The 19,278-nt window shown below is 61.6% G+C and carries 12 protein-coding genes and 1 pseudogene; 6 read left to right on the top strand and 7 right to left on the bottom strand.

The genetic code is table 11. The annotated features are described in order from the left end of the window. Positions 1 to 436 precede the first annotated feature (436 nt). Together E0L15_RS03650 and E0L15_RS03645 are read right to left on the bottom strand one after the other, a co-directional pair. Positions 437 to 595 (bottom strand): FeoB-associated Cys-rich membrane protein, encoded by a 159-nt coding sequence (locus tag E0L15_RS03650; RefSeq protein WP_168124583.1) that lies wholly within the window; start codon positions 593 to 595, stop codon positions 437 to 439. Continuing rightward, a pseudogene (locus tag E0L15_RS03645) lies at positions 595 to 2,609 on the bottom strand (ferrous iron transporter B). Before E0L15_RS03645 ends, E0L15_RS03650 begins: the two are co-directional and overlap by 1 nt. Before the next feature lie 211 nt (positions 2,610 to 2,820). Here E0L15_RS03645 and E0L15_RS03640 point away from each other — a divergent pair. The 3 genes from E0L15_RS03640 to E0L15_RS03630 all read left to right on the top strand — a co-directional run bounded on the left by E0L15_RS03640 (position 2,821) and on the right by E0L15_RS03630 (position 4,094). Then, positions 2,821 to 3,249: a CBS domain-containing protein gene (locus E0L15_RS03640; RefSeq protein WP_087234177.1), complete on the top strand. Its 429-nt coding sequence runs from the start codon at positions 2,821 to 2,823 to the stop codon at positions 3,247 to 3,249. A 120-nt stretch (positions 3,250 to 3,369) separates the two neighbouring features. After that, positions 3,370 to 3,729, top strand: a complete 360-nt coding sequence (locus E0L15_RS03635; protein ID WP_087234179.1) for a sulfite exporter TauE/SafE family protein — start codon at positions 3,370 to 3,372, stop codon at positions 3,727 to 3,729. Beyond that, positions 3,726 to 4,094 (top strand): sulfite exporter TauE/SafE family protein, encoded by a 369-nt coding sequence (locus E0L15_RS03630; protein WP_168124582.1) that lies wholly within the window; start codon positions 3,726 to 3,728, stop codon positions 4,092 to 4,094. The genes E0L15_RS03635 and E0L15_RS03630 overlap by 4 nt, the downstream gene beginning before the upstream one ends. A gap of 79 nt (positions 4,095 to 4,173) precedes the next feature. Here the strand turns inward: E0L15_RS03630 and E0L15_RS03625 are convergent, their stop codons facing one another. Next, the gene (locus E0L15_RS03625) at positions 4,174 to 9,162 is read right to left on the bottom strand and encodes a family 43 glycosylhydrolase (protein WP_168124581.1); all 4,989 of its coding nucleotides are present in this window, start codon (positions 9,160 to 9,162) and stop codon (positions 4,174 to 4,176) included. A 470-nt stretch (positions 9,163 to 9,632) separates the two neighbouring features. Next, a complete protein-coding gene (locus E0L15_RS03620) occupies positions 9,633 to 14,150 on the bottom strand; it encodes a beta-L-arabinofuranosidase domain-containing protein (protein WP_168124580.1) in 4,518 nt (1,505 codons plus the stop codon). 607 nt (positions 14,151 to 14,757) lie between these two features. On the opposite strand from E0L15_RS03620, the gene E0L15_RS03615 reads away from it, so the two are divergent. The 3 genes from E0L15_RS03615 to E0L15_RS03605 are packed head-to-tail and all read left to right on the top strand — an operon-like array spanning position 14,758 to position 16,026. Further along, positions 14,758 to 15,192: an NUDIX domain-containing protein gene (locus E0L15_RS03615; RefSeq protein WP_168124579.1), complete on the top strand. Its 435-nt coding sequence runs from the start codon at positions 14,758 to 14,760 to the stop codon at positions 15,190 to 15,192. Beyond that, positions 15,189 to 15,539: an inorganic pyrophosphatase gene (locus E0L15_RS03610; RefSeq protein ID WP_168124578.1), complete on the top strand. Its 351-nt coding sequence runs from the start codon at positions 15,189 to 15,191 to the stop codon at positions 15,537 to 15,539. Before E0L15_RS03615 ends, E0L15_RS03610 begins: the two co-directional genes overlap by 4 nt. Before the next feature lie 4 nt (positions 15,540 to 15,543). Next, positions 15,544 to 16,026: a GNAT family N-acetyltransferase gene (locus E0L15_RS03605; protein WP_168124577.1), complete on the top strand. Its 483-nt coding sequence runs from the start codon at positions 15,544 to 15,546 to the stop codon at positions 16,024 to 16,026. Between the two features lie 134 nt (positions 16,027 to 16,160). Here the strand turns inward: E0L15_RS03605 and E0L15_RS03600 are convergent, their stop codons facing one another. The 3 genes from E0L15_RS03600 to E0L15_RS03590 form a co-directional block, all read right to left on the bottom strand. Next, positions 16,161 to 16,598, bottom strand: coding sequence for a DUF3592 domain-containing protein (locus E0L15_RS03600; RefSeq protein WP_168124576.1), 438 nt, complete (start codon positions 16,596 to 16,598; stop codon positions 16,161 to 16,163). A gap of 51 nt (positions 16,599 to 16,649) precedes the next feature. After that, positions 16,650 to 18,872 (bottom strand): transglutaminase-like domain-containing protein, encoded by a 2,223-nt coding sequence (locus E0L15_RS03595; RefSeq protein WP_168124575.1) that lies wholly within the window; start codon positions 18,870 to 18,872, stop codon positions 16,650 to 16,652. Further along, on the bottom strand, positions 18,869 to 19,278 hold a 410-nt coding region (locus tag E0L15_RS03590; protein WP_168124574.1), incomplete at its 5' end, for a DUF58 domain-containing protein. The genes E0L15_RS03590 and E0L15_RS03595, both read right to left, overlap by 4 nt.

Genomic DNA, 19,278 nt, shown 5'->3' with positions numbered 1-19,278 from the left:
AGGCTTTGAGTCTGGCAATCATCGAAAGCCGGATGTTCGGCGGCGGGAACGCCGCTGCTCCAGGGTAGGCCCGGAGGTGGAAACCACCCGGCCATAGGGCCAGCTGCCCAGGGTGGCCTAGTGTGGTGGCACAAACAGGGGCCACAGCAAGGGTGACGGGCCGAATACAGACTTGACGCAGGCCCAGCCTCGTACCCCAGGGAGGTCCTTAGGGGGGAACGCCCTAAGCGGGTTTTGGTGCCTTTTGCCCGCCCAAAAGGCACCCCCAGCGGGGAGCGTCCCCACCAGGCTGGCAAGCCGGAACCTTGGGTGGTTAGACGGTCAACCCCTTGCACAAGGAAGTCATTGGCGAGCTGTTTTTGGGGAACTGACAGGTTATCGCAAGAAAAACAGAGATGATGCTCCAATGGTTGCACCATCTCTGTTTGACTCTTTTTCACTTATGACAGTGGCAGGAGCCGCCTCCCTGGCAGTGGGAGCAGCTGCCCCCGTCGGGACAGCCGATGCAATGGGCCCCGGACTTTTTCTTTTTCACAATGTACCCGATGGCAGCGGCCAGAATGACCACCACTACAGCGATGATGATGTAGTCCATTACGCGGTCACCTTGCCTTTCCCGGCGCCGCTCAGGGTGTACTCCTGGGCCATGTGCTTCTGAGTGCGCAGGATGAGGGCCACAACAATGCCCACCATACAGGCCACGGCGATGAGGCCGGGGACAAACCCGGTGCCCACGCTGCCGGTGGTGACCAGGGTGCCGATCTGGTAGACCAGGAAGGAGAGGGTGTAGCCGGTGCCCAGCTGGAGGGCAATGCCGCCGAACAGCCACTTTTTGCTGTGCATCTCCGAGTTCATAGCGCCAATGGCGGCAAAGCAGGGAGGTGTGTACAGGTTGAACATCAGGTAGGCCAGGGCAGCCACGGTGGTCAACCCCATGGTGGCGGCCACTTCGTTGGCCCCGCCCACCAGTTCCAAAGCGTCCACATCAATGAAGTTGGTCAGGCCGTACACCACAGCCAGAGTGCCCACCACGTTCTCCTTGGCGATGAAGCCAGTGACCGCAGCGGCAGCCAGCTGCCACACGCCAAAGCCCAGGGGAATCATGAGGATGGCGAAGGGGTGGGCGATGGTGGCCAGAATGGAGGTGGACTCCATGCCCTCTTCCACCAGCTGGAGGGACCAGTTAAAGTTCTGCATGATGTGTACGGCGGCGTTGCACACCAGAATGATGGTGCCCGCCTTGATAATAAAGGCCTTGGCCCGGCCCAGCATGGACAGCACCGCCCGTTTCAGGCTGGGCACCTTGTACTCGGGCAGCTCCATGATAAAGAAGGACTTGCGGTACTTGTGCCCGGTGATCTTCTGCACCAGCAGAGCCCCCAGGATGATGAGGACAATGCCCACAAAGTACATCAGGGTACCCACCCAGGAGGCGTCGGAGAAAAACACCCCGGCAAACAGGGCAATGACGGGCAGCTTGGCCCCGCAGGGCATGAAGGGGGTGAGCATGGCGGTGGTGCGCCGCTCCCGCTCATTGCGGATGGTGCGGCAGGCCATGACGCCGGGGATGGCGCAGCCGGTGCCGATGATCATGGGGATGATGGACTTGCCCGACAGACCCACCTTCTTAAAGAAGGGGTCCATGACCACGCTGACCCGGGCCATATAGCCGCAGTCCTCCAGCAGGGCGATGAGGAAGTACATCACCATCACCAGGGGCAGGAAGCCCACCACGGCGCCCACGCCGCCGATGATGCCGTCCACCAGCAGAGACTGGAGGAAGGGGTTGGCAGAGGCGATCTGTTCCCCCACCCAGCCCTGGAAGGTCTCGATCCAGCCCACCAGGAAGTCGGCAATGAAGGGGCCTAAGCGGGACTGGGAGATGTCAAAGACCAGGAACATCACCACAGCGAAGATGGGGATGCCCAGCCAGCGGTTGGCCAGCACCCGGTCCACCTTGTCCTGGACGTTGCTCTGGCGGGTGAGCACCTTGCGCTGCTCCACCTTCTTCACCAGCTGGCCCACAAAGGCAAAGCGCTGGCGGTCAGCCTGTTCCACCGAAGCTTTGCTGGTCAGATCCACATCTCCCTGGACAAAAGGCGGGGTCTGGGCCTTACCGTTCTGGGCCACGGCGGCCTCCACCACCTGAGAAAGACCCTTCTGGGAGGTGGAGATGGTCTCCACCACCGGACAGTTCAGGGCACGGGACAGGGCGGAGATGTCAATGTTGGTGCCCTTCTTTTCGTTTAAGTCGTGCTTGTTCAGAGCCACCACCACGGGAATGCCCAGTTCCAGCAGCTGGGTGGTGAAGAAGAGGGAGCGGCTCAAGTTGGTGGCGTCCACAATGTTGACGATCACGTCGGGCCGCTCCTGGCGGACGTAGCTGCTGGTGATGCTCTCCTCGGACGTGAAGGGGGACATGGAATAGGCCCCGGCAGGTCCACTGCCACCAGGTCCAGCCCCTGGGGGTTGAACTGCGGCTTGACGGGGCTCTCCTTCTTGTCCACCGTCACACCTGCCCAGTTGCCCACTCGTTCCGAGCGTCCGGTGAGGGCGTTGTACATGGTGGTTTTTCCACTGTTGGGATTGCCAGTAAGTGCAATGCGCATGGGTCAAATTCATGGACCGTTCCTCCTGATGTTTCTTAGAGTTGCATTTGGCTAACTCAGTTGTCAGGAGGAAGAGAGGAAAAATTTTTTTCATCCGGGACAGCCCCTTTCCAAAGCAAGAAAGCTATGCTATCATAATCATGGACACCGCTCCAGGCTGTGGAGCGGTCCGGCATCCATACCATCACCCCGTGAGATGAGGAAACATCACATGAACATTGCGAAAATTATGATCCCCAAGGCCTGTACCATGGTACTGCACCAGGACAACACGGTGCGGCAGGGCTTGGAAACCATGTGTCACAACAGCTACACCGCCATTCCTGTGCTGGACGGGCAAGGGGGCTATGTGGGCTGTGTCACCGAGGGAGATTTTCTCCGCCACATTCTGGCGGTGAACTCCACCGACAAAAAGAAGCTGGAACAGACCAAAATCCGAGACATTATGCGCAGCGATTTCTGCCCCGCCGTGAGCATCCGGGCCACCTTCCAAGAGGTGATGGACCTGGCTATGGAGCAGAACTTTGTCCCCGTGGTGGACGACCGCAACGCCCTGTGCGGCATCGTCACCCGGCGCAATCTGCTGGGTGCGGTGGGTAAAAATTATGTGGACCAAAAGCTGGAGTTGCAGCGGGTATAGAGACACGGAATTGGAGCATACAACCACAGAGGTGCAGGAGAACAGCCGGACGTTCTTCTGCACCTCTGTCGTTTTGCATGAAATGGGTTTGGCAGGGAACACTAGTCCGGGGGTGATGGCGTGAAGGAGCGGAGCAAATACATCATCATTGGGCTGCTGGCCGGGGTGGCCAACGGTTTTTTCGGGGCCGGAGGCGGGCTGTTTCTGGTGCCCTTGTTTGTGGGCTGGGTGGGGCTGGAGCAGCGGAAAGCCTTTGCCACCTCGGTGGCGGTGGTGCTGCCCCTGTGTGTGGCGGCGCTCATCAGCTACGTCAGAAAGGGCGGGGTAGACGTTGCCGTGGCGCTGCCTTATCTGGCCGGGGGGCTGGTAGGCGGCGTGCTGGCGGGTCGGGTGTTTGACAAAATTCCGGTGCTCTGGCTGCGCCGGGGCTTTGGGGCCCTGCTGGTGTATGGGGGCGTGAAGGCGGTGTTGTTGCTGTGAACCTACTGGGCGTTTTGGTGGGAGCGGCCACCGGGGTACTCAGCGGCTGCGGCGTGGGGGGCGGCACACTGCTGGTGATCTACCTCACCGCCGTGGCAGGGCTGGAGCAGTACCAGGCGGGGGGCGTCAACCTGATGTACTTTCTGGCCTGTGCCGCCCCCGCCCTGGTGTCCCACGCCAGAAGAGGGCGGGTGGAGTGGCAGGGGGTGGTGTGGTGCCTGGTACTGGGCATTCCCGCCGCCATCGCCGCCGGGGCGGTGGCGGGGCAGCTGGACGTGGGACTGCTGCGCCGCCTGTTCGGATTGCTCATGCTGTATGTGGGCATCAAAGAGGTGTTTGCCCGGAAGCCCAACGAGAAGACATAGAAAGGACAAGCCCGGCGGCCATCAGCCGCCGGGCTTGTCCCGGTTTGGTTTGTGTGTGTATGGAGGACAGGGGAAGCGATTACTTACCCTGGCGTTCCTTGCGCTTTGCAGCAGCCATACCGGCCATCAGGGCCGCAGCGCCGCCCAGAGCTGCCACGTACAGCAGTACCTGGCTGTGGTCCCCGGTCTGGGGCACGTTCTCCGGCTTCTGGGTGGCCTCGGGCTTCTGAGAAGCCTCAGGGGTGTCGGTGGTTTCCGGCTTGTCGCTGGGCTGGGCCTCGCCTTCGGCGGTGAGGCCGTTCATGGCCTGGATTAGCTGCTCCACCGCGGCGTCCACGGTCTTCTGGTCGTCCTCACTGAGGGTTTCGTCGGCCAGCACGGCCTGAGCCTCGGCCAGGGCGGAGCGGAAGGTGGCGACGGACTCGGCGGTGTAACCGGTGAGGTCCATGCCCTGGGCCTTGCCGAGCAGGTCCTCCAGGATGGACTTGTCTGCCTTGAAGCGCTGGGCCAGGATGGCGTCCAGCAGGGCGTCTGCCACGGGCTGCACGTCGGAGTCCAGGGCGTTGGGGTCGTCATAGACCTCCTGGGCGTTGGCCTGAGCGTCCACCAGCTGCTGCCAGTGGTCAGCCACATACTTGTCGGCGTTGTCCACCATGGTCTGGGCCCGGTCCAGGAGCAGTTCCAGCATGTCCTTATCGGCCTTGGTAAAGTCCAGCAGCTGGATGGCCAGCACCAGGTCGTCCCAGGCACCCCACACTTCATCGGTGGTGGCGTTGGGGTCGTCCAGCACCGCCTTGGCCTGGTCCAGAGCCTTCTGGTAGAACTCGGCCACCATGGGGATGAGGTTGCTGGTGTCGTAGCTCAGGGCCTTCTCATAGGTCTCTTGCAGCAGGCTCTTGTCCACGGCGGGGGTCTCGGTCTCCACCTGGGCGGTGATGGTCACATCGTGGTCGGGCATGACGAAGGTGGTGGTGGTAGCGGTGGCGTCGGCAAACTCCACGCCTTCGCCCACCCAGCCAGTGAAGGTCTGGTTGTCGGAGAGCTGGTTGACGGTGATGGTCACGGTGTCCCCGGCCTCGGCAGAGCCCACATTGGCCCAGCCGCCGGTGACGGTGATGTCATAAGCCTCACCCACGCTGCCATCCTCGCCGTAGGCGGCCTGGAGACGGGCGGTCTCGGCCTCAGACAGGCGGATGACGGTGCCGTGGCGGAAGGAGGCGGGGGAGAAGGAAGAGCTGACCTTGGTGTAGCTCTGGAAGTCCTCGGTGACGAAGGCGCGGTAGCCGCCATTGTCACCCATGACGCACCAGGTGCCGTCGGGCAGCTGGTAGCAGGTGATGCCTTCCATGCCGTCGGTGATGCCGAACTGGGTGTGCTGGCCACGGGCGATGATGCGCTCCCAGTCGTTCATCTCCAGGGAGAGGGTCTTGCAGCGGTCCACCACGGTGTTCCAGTCGGAGGTGGAGAAGCGGTAGTAGTAGCCGTCGGCCTCGTTGTAGACGATGGAGGAGTCGATGATGTTCACCTCGGCGCTGCCGTTGTCATCCTCGTCCAGCCACACCACGGGCTCGGAGAAGGTGCGGAAGTCCCGGGTGGTGCACACGTACACCCGCAGGGCCCAGTCGTTGGTGCCATATTCCCGCTGGTCACGGGCGGACCAGTAGATGAGGTACTGGCCGGTGGCCTCGTCGTAGATGGCTTCGGGGGCCCACACGCACCCGGCAAAGTCGAAGCCGGAGTGGACAATGGCGCCCTCGCTCCAGTGCACCAGGTCCTCGGACTCCCAGACCACAATGCTCTGGCTGGCGTTGCGCTGGTTCCATCCGGAGCCGCCGGCTCCGCCGCCCTCGGCGTGGAGGTCGGTGCCCAGAATCCAGTAGCGGTCGCCCTCCGCAGAGCGGATCAGGTGGGGATCGCGGACACCCAAGTCGCTGGCCAGGTTGGCCAGGATGGGCTGGTTGTCGTTGAGAGAGGTCCAGTTCAGGCCGTCCTCACTGGTGCCCAGGAAGATCTTCTCATAGCCGCCGGAGGCCTGGAAGTAGGTCCACAGGTAGTCCCCGGTGTAGTCGGTGTCCAGAGTGCCGTCCACAGGCAGCACGGTGGCGGTGAAGGTGCGGGTGACGGTCTCGTCGGTGGCGGGGTTGGACACCACAGCGGTGAGGGTCACGGACACGGCGGACGCATCAGCGGCGGGGCGGGTGACCACACCGGCGGCCTTGCCGTCCACCTCACGGTCGGTGATCACGTCGGGGTTGCTGGAAGTCCAGGTGATGGTGGACCCGGCCTCACCCGTGGTGGGCAGGGTGATGTTGCCCTTGACCCGGTCCAGGTTGGGGATGGACAGGGCGGCGGCGTCCCGGGCGATGGCCCGCTCAGCGGTGACTGCCTGAGCATCCTCGGCGGTGAGGGTGTCCTCACCCAGGCCCAAGTTGATCTGGTCCAGGTAGCCGGAGAAGATGTAGTTGGTGTCGTAGCAGCGGCCCAGATAGGCGTTGGAGGAGAAGGCATCCAGCTCAGAGAGCTTAAAGCCCAACTGGGTGGGAGCCAGCAGCTCCACGCCGTTGGCGTACACGCTGACCACGCCGGTGGTGTCGGTCTCGGTGTAGCGGATGGCCAGGCTCTCCCAGGCATCCAGCACGCCCAGGCCGTGGAAGGGGATGGTCTGGGCCTCGCCGTTGTTCTTCACGGTGAGGGCGCCGTTCTCGCCCATGGAATCAAACATACGCACCCCGAAGTACTGGGAGGCGGTGCCCACGGTAAAGACATACTTGCGGTCGTACTGGACGATCATGTCGTCCCCGCCGCCGCTCTTGCCCACATAGTCCTGGTTGACATCCAGCACCAGGGAGAAGGAGCCAGCGGACAGCAGGTCCCGAATGCCGTTGATCTGGGCCTGACCCACGCCGGTGTTGTTCCAGCCGGTGGTCAGGTGGAGCATGGACCCGCCGTTGCCGTCATCCACCAGGGTGGTGTTGCCGGTGAGGGCCAGGATGCCGTCAGTCTCCTCCAGATTGCCGGAGTAGTCGGGCTCGGTGGGCTGGGGCAGAGGCTCGGCGTCGGTGCCCTCCATGGTGGGCTCCATGGGCAGCATGTAGCCATAGCTGTCAAAGCCGATCTCCTGTACGCAGGTCTCCCGGTGATAGCCCAGGCCGGAGGTGTAGGTGTTCAGGGGGGTGTAGAAGCGGTGGTAGGCCAGATACACCCGGCCGTCGTCGTCCAGCAGGGTGGACTGGTGGGCGGTGCCCAGCATGCCGCCGGCCTCATCCTTGTCCATGAGCAGATACTTGTACTGCACAGGGCCCAGGGGGCTGGTGGACACGCCGTACTGCACGCAGTAGTTGGGGCTGCCGGTGTCGTCCTGGGACCAGAGGAAGTGGTACAGATCCCCCACCTTCTCCACGGTGACGGACTCCCGGAATCCGGTCAGGCCGCTGCCGTCGGTCTCCCGGAGGTTTTGCAGGGTGCCGGGCACCACGCTCATCATGTCCTCGCCCAGCTGCACCACGGCGGCGTCGCCGTTGCCGAAGTACAGGTAGGAGGTGCCGTCGTCATCGGTGAGCACCGAGGGGTCAATGGCCTGGCCCATGGAGATGCCGGCGGAGCGGCACATGTCCATGGTGATGAGAGGCTCGCTGGCGGGGGTGTAGGGTCCGGCGGGGTCGTCGGCCACTGCCACGCCGATGGCGGACTCGCCATTGGACTTCTTGGCGCAGTAGTAGAAGTAGTACTGGCCGTCCTTCTCCTCAATGGAGGGGGCCCAGGCGCTGCCGTAGGACCACTCACTCACGGGGACCTCGTAGTCGTGGACGGTGTTGGTCTGGGTCTCGGTGGCATCGGAGTTGGTCTCCAGAATCATGCCCTCACACTGCCAGGGGCCGGACAGGGAGTCGGAGGAGAAGGCGTAGAACTGGGTGCCGCTCCAGCCGCTGTAGCCGTCGGTGGTGGGGAAGATCCAGTACTTGTCCCCAAACTTGTCAATGTCGGGGTCGGCAAACTGGCCGGGCAGCACCGAGTTGGTCACCAGCTCGGGGGTCTTGATGGTGATGGTCTGGGTGCTGTCGTTGTAGGTGAGGGTGGCCTCCACATCCTGGGTCAGGTCCAGAGTGTCCCCGTTGGTGAAGCTCTGGCCGTCCACGGTGATGGACACGGCGTCGTCCACCAGGTCAAAGGTCACGGGCACCTTTGTCAGGTCGGTGGGAGACATGGTGTTGGTCTCCACATCATAGGTGTACTTTTTCAGCTGGCTGGTGAGCACATCGTCTTCCAGGGTGGAGCTGACGGTGGTGTGCTCGTCCAGGCCCCGCTCGGTGCCCGTGGGCATCACGCCCACCGAGACATCGTTGACCAGATTGTCCAGGGTCACACCGTTGAGGTCGGCGATCTCCAGCTGGCTCAGGGCCCGGTCATAGATCTGGATGTTGTCATAGGCGCCCTTGAAGTAGCTGTCAGGCTCATAGAAGGACTTGCCGAAGTAGAGCAGGGGATTGTCCCCCAGGTCCTCCAAGGTGGCGTTGAGGTTGTCGTTTTCGTCCACCAGCACGCCGTCAATGTACAGACTCAGGGTGTCCTCAGACAGGGCGATGGTGACGTTCTTCCACTGGTTCAGGCCGTCCAGGGTGGTGACCACGCCGGACTCGTTGTTCCAGGAGTTCTGGGTCAGGCCCACGTAGAACTCCGAACTGCGGGTGCGGAGAAACAGGTACTTGATGTTGTCCTGGCCCAGGGCAAAGGTAAAGAAGTTGCCGCTGGCGGTCTGGGTCTGCACGTCAAAGGAGACGGTGAACCCGGTCTGGTCGTTGAAGAAGCTGGTCTCGTCCAGCTGGGCATAGCCGCCGTTGGAGCCGTCCAAAACCAGAGTCCCGTTCTGGACGGAGGCGGAGCCGTGGAGGGAAAGTGCGGGGCTGCCCTCAAAGTCCTCGGAGAACACAAGACTGTCCGAGACAGAGCGGGCGGTGGATGAGGGGTCTGTGCTGGCCTGGAGCATCGAGGGGCCCGCTGCGCTGGCGTACACGTTTGCCCCCAGCACAAGGCCCAGGGCAGCAGCGGCGACTCGAAGGGATTTCTTCATCTGCAACTCCTCCTTCATGTCGTTTCATCAGTGGCACCCCGGCCATCCCCTGTGGACTCTGACCAGGGGAAGGAGAGAGGGGTGGACTGTCATGTACGTACAATTTTAGACGATTTGGACATACCTGTCAATTTTGTTGCAGAAATTCGGGCAAAATTGGAACAAATAACAATACAAATTATCAAAAAGCAAAATTATACACTTTGTTTAGGTAAATGGTGGAATATTCAGCGCAAGGTAAAAAATACACAACTTCTCTTGCAAAAAGCAAGGTGAAAATAAGCGGGATACACAGAAAAATCCGGGAAAACACGGCGTGTTTCCCGGATAAAAGCAGACAACTTATGAAGTATAGTAGGGACGGAGTACGGATATCTCGCTGGTTTTGTGACAACGAATCAGGGCCAGCAGCTTCCGGCTGCTGGCCCTGATTCTGCGTATGTAAGAAAAGGAAGGAGAAAGGAGAAGGCTTACTTGTCGCCCTGATTCTTACGGCGCAGGGCAAAGGCGCCGGTGAGCAGGCACACCGCACAAGCCAGGGCGGCCACATACCCCATCAGCTGGGCGGAGTCGCCGGTCTGAGGCACGTTGGTCTCGGGCTTCTGGGTGGTCTGAGGCTTGTCGGTGGTCTGGGGTTTGTCGGTAGCCTCGGGCTTGTCGGTGGTCTCGGGGGCGCCACCGGCGGTGAGGCCGTCCATGGCGGCGCTGAGAGCGGCCACGGCGTTGTCCACGGTGGCCTGGTCATCCTCGCTCAGGGAGTTGTCAGCCAGTACGGCCTGAGCAGTAGCCAGAGCGGTGCGGAAGGCTTCCACGGACTCGGCGGTGTAACCGGTGAGGTCCATGCCCTCAGCCTTGCCGATGAGGTCCTCCAGGATGGACTTGTCCGCCTTGAAGCGCTGGGCCAGGATGGCGTCCAGCAGGGCCTGAGCCACAGGCTGGATGTCCTCTTCCATGGCGTCGCCGTCCGCGGCCACGTCCTTGGCCTTGGCCAGAGCCTCCACCAGCTGCGGCCAGTCGTCGGCCACGTACTTGGTCTCATCCATGGCCTCGGCCTTGGCGATGAGCAGGTTCAGCTCGTCCTTGTCGCCCTGAACCAGGCCCAGGCCCCAGATGCCCTCCAGCAGGGCGTCCCAGGCAGCGTCCACCTCAGCCTGGGTGGCCTTGGCGTTGTCCAGAATGGCCTTGGCATTGGTGAGAGCGGTCTCAAAGGCCTTCTTGGCGGTGTCGGTGACACCCTCGGTGGACAGGGTCACGGCGTAGTCATAGGTCTTTTGCAGCAGGGTCTTGTTGGCCTCGGGGGTGGGCTCGGGAGTCTCGCCCTCGCCCATGGCGGTCTCCAGGGCCACCTCGGCGTTGTAGAGCTGCTCCTGGGTTACGCCGTCCAGGTTATTAAGCAGGGCCTTGGCATCAGACAGAGCGGTCTGGAAGGCGTTCCAGTCCTCACCCACGAAGGTGTCCTCGGTGATGCCTTCGGCCAGGGTCACGGCCTCTTCCAGCCACTGGGTGTTCAGGACCGACTTGGTCTCCAGCAGCTTGACATAGGCGTGATAGCGGTAGTTATAGGCGTCGTACATGGGGTAGAAGTCCAGACCGTCCAGGGTCAGGTGGGGGGTCTCGCCGGTGCCGGCGGGCTCCACGATGGACACCACCTGGTCCAGGTTGCTGTCGTTGGCGGACACGGTGTACCAGTTCATGGGCACGTAGGTGTCACGGGTGTCCTTGGCCACCATGACCATGGGGCCATACATCAGGGAGGCAACCACGTCGCCGTCCACGGTGTCGGGGGTCTTGTCCAGGTGCACGGTGTAGGGCATGTTCACGGTGACCACGTCGCCGTCGTTCCAGGTGCGCTCGATGGCCACATAGGAGCTGGGAGTGGCGCCGTCGATGACCACGTCCCCATTGACGGACACGGTGAAGCCGGCGGTGGCCCAGTAGGGCACGCGGAGCTTCATGGTGAAGGTGCCGGAGCCGGACACGGTGAGGGTGGAGGTCTCAGAGGGGAAGAGGGTGTCCTGGGACACGCTCACGCCCTTCTCAGCCCAGTCCACGGTGGTGGGCATGTACAGGTTGACGTACAGGGTGTCGTCGGTCTTGGCGTAGGTGGCGGCCTGATACTGGACGTGGTTTTCCATACCGGTGCCGTTGCAGCAGGTGAATCCGCCGTAGTCGCTGTCAAAGTCGCGGCGCTGGCCGGGATCGATGGGCAGCATGTAGGTCACGCCGTTGTGCATGTACTCGGTGGTGTCGTGGCTCTGAGAGGCCAGGATCTGGTTGATGACGGTGCGCTCATAGTAGTCCATGTAAGCGGCGTTGTCGGGGTCGTACTGGTACAGCTCCCGGGTGAGCTTGAGCATGTTGTAGGCGGCGCAGGTCTCGCAGTTCTCACCGCGGCCCTCGTTGCCCAGGATGTTGGCGCCCTGCTCATAGGGGTCCTGGAAGCGCTCGCCGGTGCCCACACCGCCGATGGAGTAGGCGTAGCGGGAAGTGACCAGCTCCCAGAAGTTCTCGGCTACACGATAGTAGTAGTCGTCGCCGGTGGCGTTGTACATGTGGATGGCGCCCACGATCTGGGGGATGTGCTGGTTGGCGTGGCGGCCCTGGATGGTGTCCTCGCCAGCGGCCAGGCCGTCAAAGAAGTCGGTGTTGTCGAACATCTTGGCGGTCTCCAGATACCGCTCGTCGCCGGTGAGCTCATACAGACGGGTCATGGACTCGTTCATGCCGCCGTACTCGCCGGCGATGTACATGCTCCACATCTTGGCCCGCTGCTCGGGGGTGCAGGCGCTCAGGCGGTCATACACCCACAGGCCCAGGTCCTTGGCCACTTCCAGGCCGGTCTCGTTGCCGGCGTAGATGTAGCTGTCAATGAAGCCAGCCAGCAGCTTGTGCATGGTGTAGTAGGGAGCCCAGATGGTGGCGTAGGGGGTGTACTGCTCCAGCAGGGCGAACTGGTCGGGAGAGTAGGCGCTGAGGAAGCCCTCGCCCCAAGTGGAGGGGTCCTTGCTCCACAGCTCCTGAGCGGCGCTGGTGGGGGTGCAGGCGGTCTCAAACTCGCTGGGCACGCCCTGGGACAGCTCCTGGAGCTTGCGCATCTCGGTGACCATGTAGTCCAGCTTGTCTTTGTAGGTCTCGTCGCCAGTGGAGGCGTAGGCCTGGGCCAGGGCGGACATGAAGTGGCCGGTGGAGTGGCCACGCAGCAGGCCGGAGGGCTCCTCCCAGCCGGTGAGGGGCTGAGCGCCCTTGGTGTCCTGACCGAAGGCGGTGCGGAAGTTGTAGAGCATCCGGTCGGCGTCCATGATCTTCAGGTACTCCAGGGTACGGCTCATGTTCTGGCCGAACATGGTGTCGGTGCCGTCCAGAGATACGTCATCCAGATAGAACAGGTAGGCCTGGGCTTCGGGAGCCACATAGTCCTGATCCTCCACGGTGATGGTGGCGGTGACTTCCACGGTGGAGTCCACCACGTGGCCGGTGAGGGTCTGGGTGCCGGCGGTGGCGTACATCTCGCCGGTCTGGCCGGTGGGCCAGGTGACCTTTTCCATTCCGGTGGTGGAGTCCTCATAGGTGACCTTCACCACGGCGGGGAGGGAGGGAACGATGCCCACGGAGGTGGTCACGTCCACGGCCTCGGCCTTGACGATGTCCAGCCGCTCATAGAGGGGCAGGATGGTCACGTCAAAGGTGCGGGTCTCCTGGGCGGAGCCATAGGAGATGGTGGCGGTGAGGGTGACGGTGACAGGCTCGCCCACGGGGCGGGTCACGGTGCCGTCGTTGGCCAGATACTCCTCATTGGAGCTCTCCCAGGTGATGGTGGAGTCCAGAGCGCCACGGGTGGGGAGGATGATGTTCTCCACCACGGCGGAGAGGCTGCCCAGGTTGATGGCGTCGGCGTCGGCGCTCACCCGCTGCTCATCGGTGGGCTGGGCGATGACGGTGACGGTGAACTCCTTGGTGCGGCTTACGTCGCCGGAGGAGATGGTAGCGGTGAGGGTGGCGGTGGCGTCGGCCTCACCGGGCTGGGGACGGGTGACCACGCCGGTGTTGGTGATGACATCGGCATCGGAGGTCTCCCAGGTGATGGCGCTGCCAGCCACGCCGGTGGTGGGCAGGTCCAGGTTGTCGGTGAGGGCGGAGGTGTCGCCCAGCGTCAGGGCGTTGTAGTCCCGCTCCACCCGCTGGTCGTCGGGGATGTTGTACATGGCGGCTACTTCGTCCTCGGTCATGGCGTAGTCATAGATGCGGAAGTCGGCCACCATGCCGTTGAGCAGGTCGTTGCCGAACTGGCCGTAGCCGATGTAGTTCTGAGTGGAGCCCTCCAGAATGGACAGGTCGGCGTTGGTGACCACCGAGTCGCCCACCTGGGCGCCGTCCTCGTACATGGTCATGGTGTTGGTCTCCCCGTCAAAGGTGACGGTGGTGAGCTTCCACACCCCGGTGTCCAGAGCAGTGCCCTTTTCAGGGCCCATCTCGTTGCCCCAGCCGCTGTTGGTGAGGGCGGCGGTGTAGCCGGTGTGTCCGGTGTTGTAGCCGGAGTCCAGCAGGTACATATAGCTGGTGGTGTTGTGGCCGATGTCCCAGATGCGGGCGTAGCCGGAAGACTGGTTGACATACACCCAGCAGCTGATGGTCACGGAGTCCAGGCCGTTGAGCACGCCGGCGGGCATCTCCACGTAGTTGTGGCCGGTGCCGGGCTGGCCGCCCTGGAGCACAATGGCGGTTTGGGTCTCGCCGAAGATCTCCACTTCCTTGGTTTCAACGCCGCTGCCACGGGGCATGACCTCACCGCTCTTGCCGTTGCCGCTGACATCGTTGACAATGGTGCCGGTCTTCAAAGACTCAAAGTCGTAGTGGAGGACCAGGCCCTCGTCGGCCCGGGGCTCTGCCTGGGGCAGCTGGGCCGCCAGCACGTAGGTGGGTACCATGCCCACCAGCATGGAGGCGCTGACCAGCCAGGTGCCAATCCGGGTCCAGGTTTTGCGTTTCATTGATACATCGCTCCTTTCATTTGGTGGAAGTGCCGGGGATGTATAGATGGAATAGGCGGGCCCCCTCTCTTGTGCCCAATTTTTAAATTTGTCTGTTTTGAAATAAAAAACATACAAATTATCCGTAGATGGGCAAATTCGTACCATGTGAGTCCATATTAGCCGGGGAATTCTGGGAAGTCAAGGGAGATGGGAGAAAGTTACATGAGAAAAAATGGGTGAAATTTGTACTAGTTTTTTCCTTACAGTAAAATATCTATCTGTGAAAAATGCTGTAAAACATGAAAACATAGCGTGTTATGTGGCGGTTTTTCTGGGAAGAGTGGAAAAAATACAGAGGGGATAAATCAAGTCAAGTTGCACAAATGGTAATAATAAAATGTGAATTTGATGGTACAAAAGAGAGAGGTCACTCCGGGGGAGTTTTCCCGGTTCTGGGGAGGAACCGGGGAAGAGGGGAAAAACGCCTAGCCGCCACCGGCGGCTGGGCGTCATTTGGTATGGATTTTGGGGAAGTTGTCATGAACTTCCAGGCAAACAGCATGGCCTTGCTGGAAGTGCGAGACTTTGGTACAATAAAGAACAAAGGACATGGGAGGCCATCGGGATGCAAGTGAATTTTTATGAGCAAGTGGACGACAAACGGCTGCGCTTTGCGGTGATTGTGGTACGGCACAAGGGCAAGTGGGTGTTCTGCAAGCACCGGGAGCGGGACACCTATGAGCTGCCCGGCGGACACCGGGAACCTGGTGAGAGCATTCTGGAGGCCGCCCGAAGGGAATTGCAGGAGGAGACGGGAGCGGCGGCGTTTTCCATCCACCCGCTGTGTGTGTACTCGGTGATTGGGAAAAACCGAGTCAATGAGTCGGGAGAAGAGTGCTTTGGAATGTTGTATACCGCCGAAATTGAGACCTTCCAGGGTCAGCTGCACAGCGAAATGGAGCGGGTGCTGCTGTTGGACCAGCTGCCCACCCGGTGGACCTATCCGGAGATACAGCCCCGGTTGGTGGAGGAGTATGTGAGAAGGAAGAATAGCATATGAATCAAGAATTTTGGACCATGTTAGAGGAGTTGGTGCGGCAATCGGACGTAGTCATTGATCGCCCGAACGGTTCGGCGCACCCCAAATTTCCCGATACCATCTATCCGGTGGACTACGGATATTTGCAGAACACCACCTCCATGGACGGGGAGGGCATTGACGTATGGGTGGGAACCGCGCCGGAGCAGACCGTGGACGCCATTGTGTGCGTGGTGGATGCCTGGAAGCGGGATTCGGAGATGAAAATTCTAATTGGATGTACTCAGCAGGAAAAAGCCCTGATTGAGGAGTTCCACAACAAATCCCAGTATATGAAAGGTATTTTGATTCCCAGAGAAAGGACCTAGAGACATGCATTTGGACACACCACGGCTGACCATCCGCAGCTTTGTGCCGGAGGATGCCGCCGACTTGCAGGAGATTTTAGGCGATGCCAAGACCATGGAGTATTCCGAGCCACCCTACGACCTGGAGAAAACCAAGCAGTTTCTGGCCTCCTTTTGCATTGAAAGGGGCGGCGGGGTGGCGGCGGTGCACCGGGAGACAAACAAAGTGATTGGTTACATCCTGTTTAGCCAAATCCAGCCGGGAGAGTACGAGCTGGGCTGGTTTTTCAACCGACAGTTTTGGCGGCAAGGCTACGCCTTTGAGGCCTGTCATGCTGTGATTGAGTACGCTTTTGATGCTCTGGGGGCAAAAACGGTCTTTTCCGAGACCATTGATGGAGTGAAATCGGTGGCTCTCATGGAGAAGTTGGGGATGGAGCTGGAGGAAGTTCAGCCGGACCCGGAGCACGGCTGGCAGTGGTACGTCTATGCCATACAGAGGGGCTAAACCATGTTTCCACGCTGATACAACAAAATTTATGAACAAAAATGGCCTGTTGCGGCGCAATCACGCTGCAACAGGCCATTTTGGCGTTTTAGAAGCTTCCAGGCGGGGGCGTGAGGTACAGAGCGGCTGCTCCATCAGACCAAGCACACCATAGCCAGCACAAACACTCCGCATACCATGGACAGGACTCCCGCAATCAAACAGCCCATGGCAGAGGTGTGGTCTTCTTGGTAGCCCTCCAGATAGCTGCAATCCGGCTGACTGGCATCGTAGTGCACGTTCACCCCATCGCCGATGTGATAGAGACAACGTGTGGTGCCAAATTGCAATTCCACCCGCAGGACCTGGCCGTTTACAGTGTACTCATAGACCGGGAAATAACACATCCGACGCCGTCGGCTTGTTTTGATGGGCATGCGCTGTATGCCCACAATAGTCCCTCGGGTCCGAGCCAGGCAACGGCGCTTCTGGCGGCTTCGGTCCCGGAAAAAGCAGTATCCGATTCTGGCAAACAAAAAGCCGATGCCGCAAAACAGCAAAGCAACGATGATACCGCCTATGATTCGATCCATCTGGTCACCTCCATATCAATCTGTGGGTTTTATCATTCAAAGCGGGGGTGGTTATCGTGCTCTTCTCCCAGTCCCCACTGGGAAGAGCAGCCACAGCAGCCAGCGCTTCCAAATGGGGGCGGACTGCCTGAGCCGCGCCACTTCGTCCCGGAACTGGCCCAGCACCAGGCTGCGCTCCTGCTGGGTGAGGGTGTGCTGGCTGAACCGGGCCTTGCGGGCCAGGTCCTCGGTCTCAGCCCCAGCCTTGCCGCCCAGCCGCTCCAGCAGTCCAAACCAGCGGTAGACCTTCAGCACAGCGGCGTTGGTGTCCTTGTCCTGGCCCATCTTGCGCCAGAGTCGATAACGGAGCCGACGGGTCAGCCCCAGCCCCGCCGCCAATACCACTACGGGCACCGCCCACACCAGCCAGTCCAGACTTACCTGGATGCCGCCCTGGTCCGGAGTCTCCGGGGCCACGGTAGGAGTGGGGGTCGGTGTGGCGGGGGCTGGGGTAGCAGTGGGTGCGGCAGAGGGAGCCGTGGAGGCCACAGGGGCCTGGCTCTGATTGGGGGTGTCTCCCGTGGAGGTAGGAGTCACCTCCACTGGGTACCAGCCGTATCCGTACAGATAGATCTCCACCCAGGCATGGGCGTTGGAGTCCACCACACGGGTGGTGTATTTTCCCGTATTCTGGCCCAGGGTGGTGGCGGGAATGGAGGCGACATAGCCGCTGACATACCGGGCGGGGATGCCCTGGGTGCGCAGCAGCAGGGTGGCCGCCGAGGCAAAGTGGACGCAGTAGCCCCGATGGCTCTCCTCCAAAAAGTAGGTGACAAAGTCCTCCTCGGAGGGGGTGCGGGGGGTGCGCAGGTCATAGGTGGCGTTGCGCTCCAGCAGCTGGGCGATGATGGAAGCGGTATTCAGCTCACCAGCATATTCTCCCGTGGCATCCGCCCGGATGGGGGCGCCGCTGTTCTCCAGCTCCTCCATGGCCTGGGTAAACCAGACCAGCAGATCGCCGGAGATCTCCTCCGGTACCTCCAGGTAGGCACTGTAGGCCTCTTCCTGCTCGGATAGGGTGGGGATGTTACCCTGGCTGGAGGGGGAGTCGTCCAGGGGGATGTATCCCACGGTATAGCTCTGTTGGGCCTGGGGGAAAACCAAAGGAGAATCCGAAAACACCTGCTTGTCCTCCACTACGGTGGTCTGGTAGGGCAGATAGACCATGGACCTGGGAGAGGTGAGGTAGGTGATGGTAGCCGAGACCGGGCTGGTTCCCAACAGTGAATTGTAATTGGATAGATTATCTGTGGAATTGGGTTCCACCCCCGTCCAGGCCTGGGAGGAGTAGTCCCGGTACACCTCTCCCCGCAGATACATGGTGCCGGGCTGGGAGGCGGACACCTCCAGCATGGCCCGCCCGGTGTAGCTGCGGGGTCCGGCGGTGTAGAAGTCCATTCGGGGGGCATTTTGTCCCGCATCGGGGCTGGATGGCCCGCCGCCCAGGGTTTCCTCCCAGGGGAACCAGTCCAGGCCCTTGAGTTGCTCCTGGAGGTACACGGCCCAAGTGGGCTGAGTGTACTGCTGGAAGGGGAAGAGGAGGAGGATTAGCCAAATCAATGCCAGGGACACAGGCAAGGTTACCAGGGTGATGCGGGCGCCTCCACTGGGGTCCCGCCGGGCGGCCAGGCTGGACAGCAGCAGGGCGGCCCAACCGGCGCAGATGACCAGCATGGCAGACCAGTCCAAATCCACCTCGGCTAGGAAGGCGGGCAGGAGCCAGGGCAGGGTGAGGGCAAAGGTGAGCCAGAAGGCACGCAGGCGGTGGATGGCCCAGCCCAGAGGCAGCGCCAGCAGGGCAAAGACAGAGCCCAAAAAGATTTGGGTGGCAGCCTGGTGCTGGGAATCGGGCAGGGTGTAGGGCAGGGTGTACGAAACGGAGAAATAGGTGTTCTCCGTCCAGAAATCGGTGAGGGTCTCCCAACAGGACTGGGCCCCGTAGACAAACAGGGCTTGGTTGTAGAGCAGCATCGCTCCGGTCAGCCCTAAGGTCAGGAGCACCAGACCCTCCCGGTGTCGGGGCAGGGCCCAAATCACCGTGGACACCGCCACCCCCAGCAGACCCATCACCAGCACGGGGGTGAAGTCTGCGGGGAACTGGTAGACCACAAGGGAAAACCGGAGGATGGAGGCCAACAGCAGCACCTGCACCAACACCCCCGCGGTTAGAGACAGGGGCGTGGGGGGAGCGGGCTGCCGCACAGAGGGAACTTTGCCCAGGGGTTCGCGACTCATGGGGCATCCTCCTCTCCAAGGGTGACGTGGACCCGGGGCGCTTGGCCCAGGCGGGACAGGTCCAGGGGAACGGTGGGGGGCTGGGTGGGAGCGGGACAGGAGAGCAGATCAGCCATGGCGGCCAGGAACTGGGCCTGAGAGGCCACCGCTTCCTGCCGCTGGGCCTGGTCCCGGTCCATCCACACAATGGTGTGGGGAATCTCCCGCCCCAGCAGGTCCAGACAGACCGTACACAGACGGCCCAGCACCTGGTCCAGGCGGTCCCCGTCTCCAAACAGGTCCACGGTGACCGCCGCCTGAGGCAGGCCGGTTTTCACTGGCTCCCGCACCACCAGGCTGTCGTGCTTGGAGGAGAGCTTCCAGTGGATGGACCGCAGCGGGTCCCCGGGTCGGTACTCCCGCAGGT

Origin of the sequence: Pseudoflavonifractor sp. SW1122 (genome assembly GCF_012027765.1) — a bacterium.
GTDB lineage: Bacteria > Bacillota > Clostridia > Oscillospirales > Oscillospiraceae > Enterenecus > Enterenecus faecium.
The sequence above is the reverse complement of the archived record's forward strand: the minus strand, read 5'-3'. Positions and strand labels throughout refer to the sequence as shown.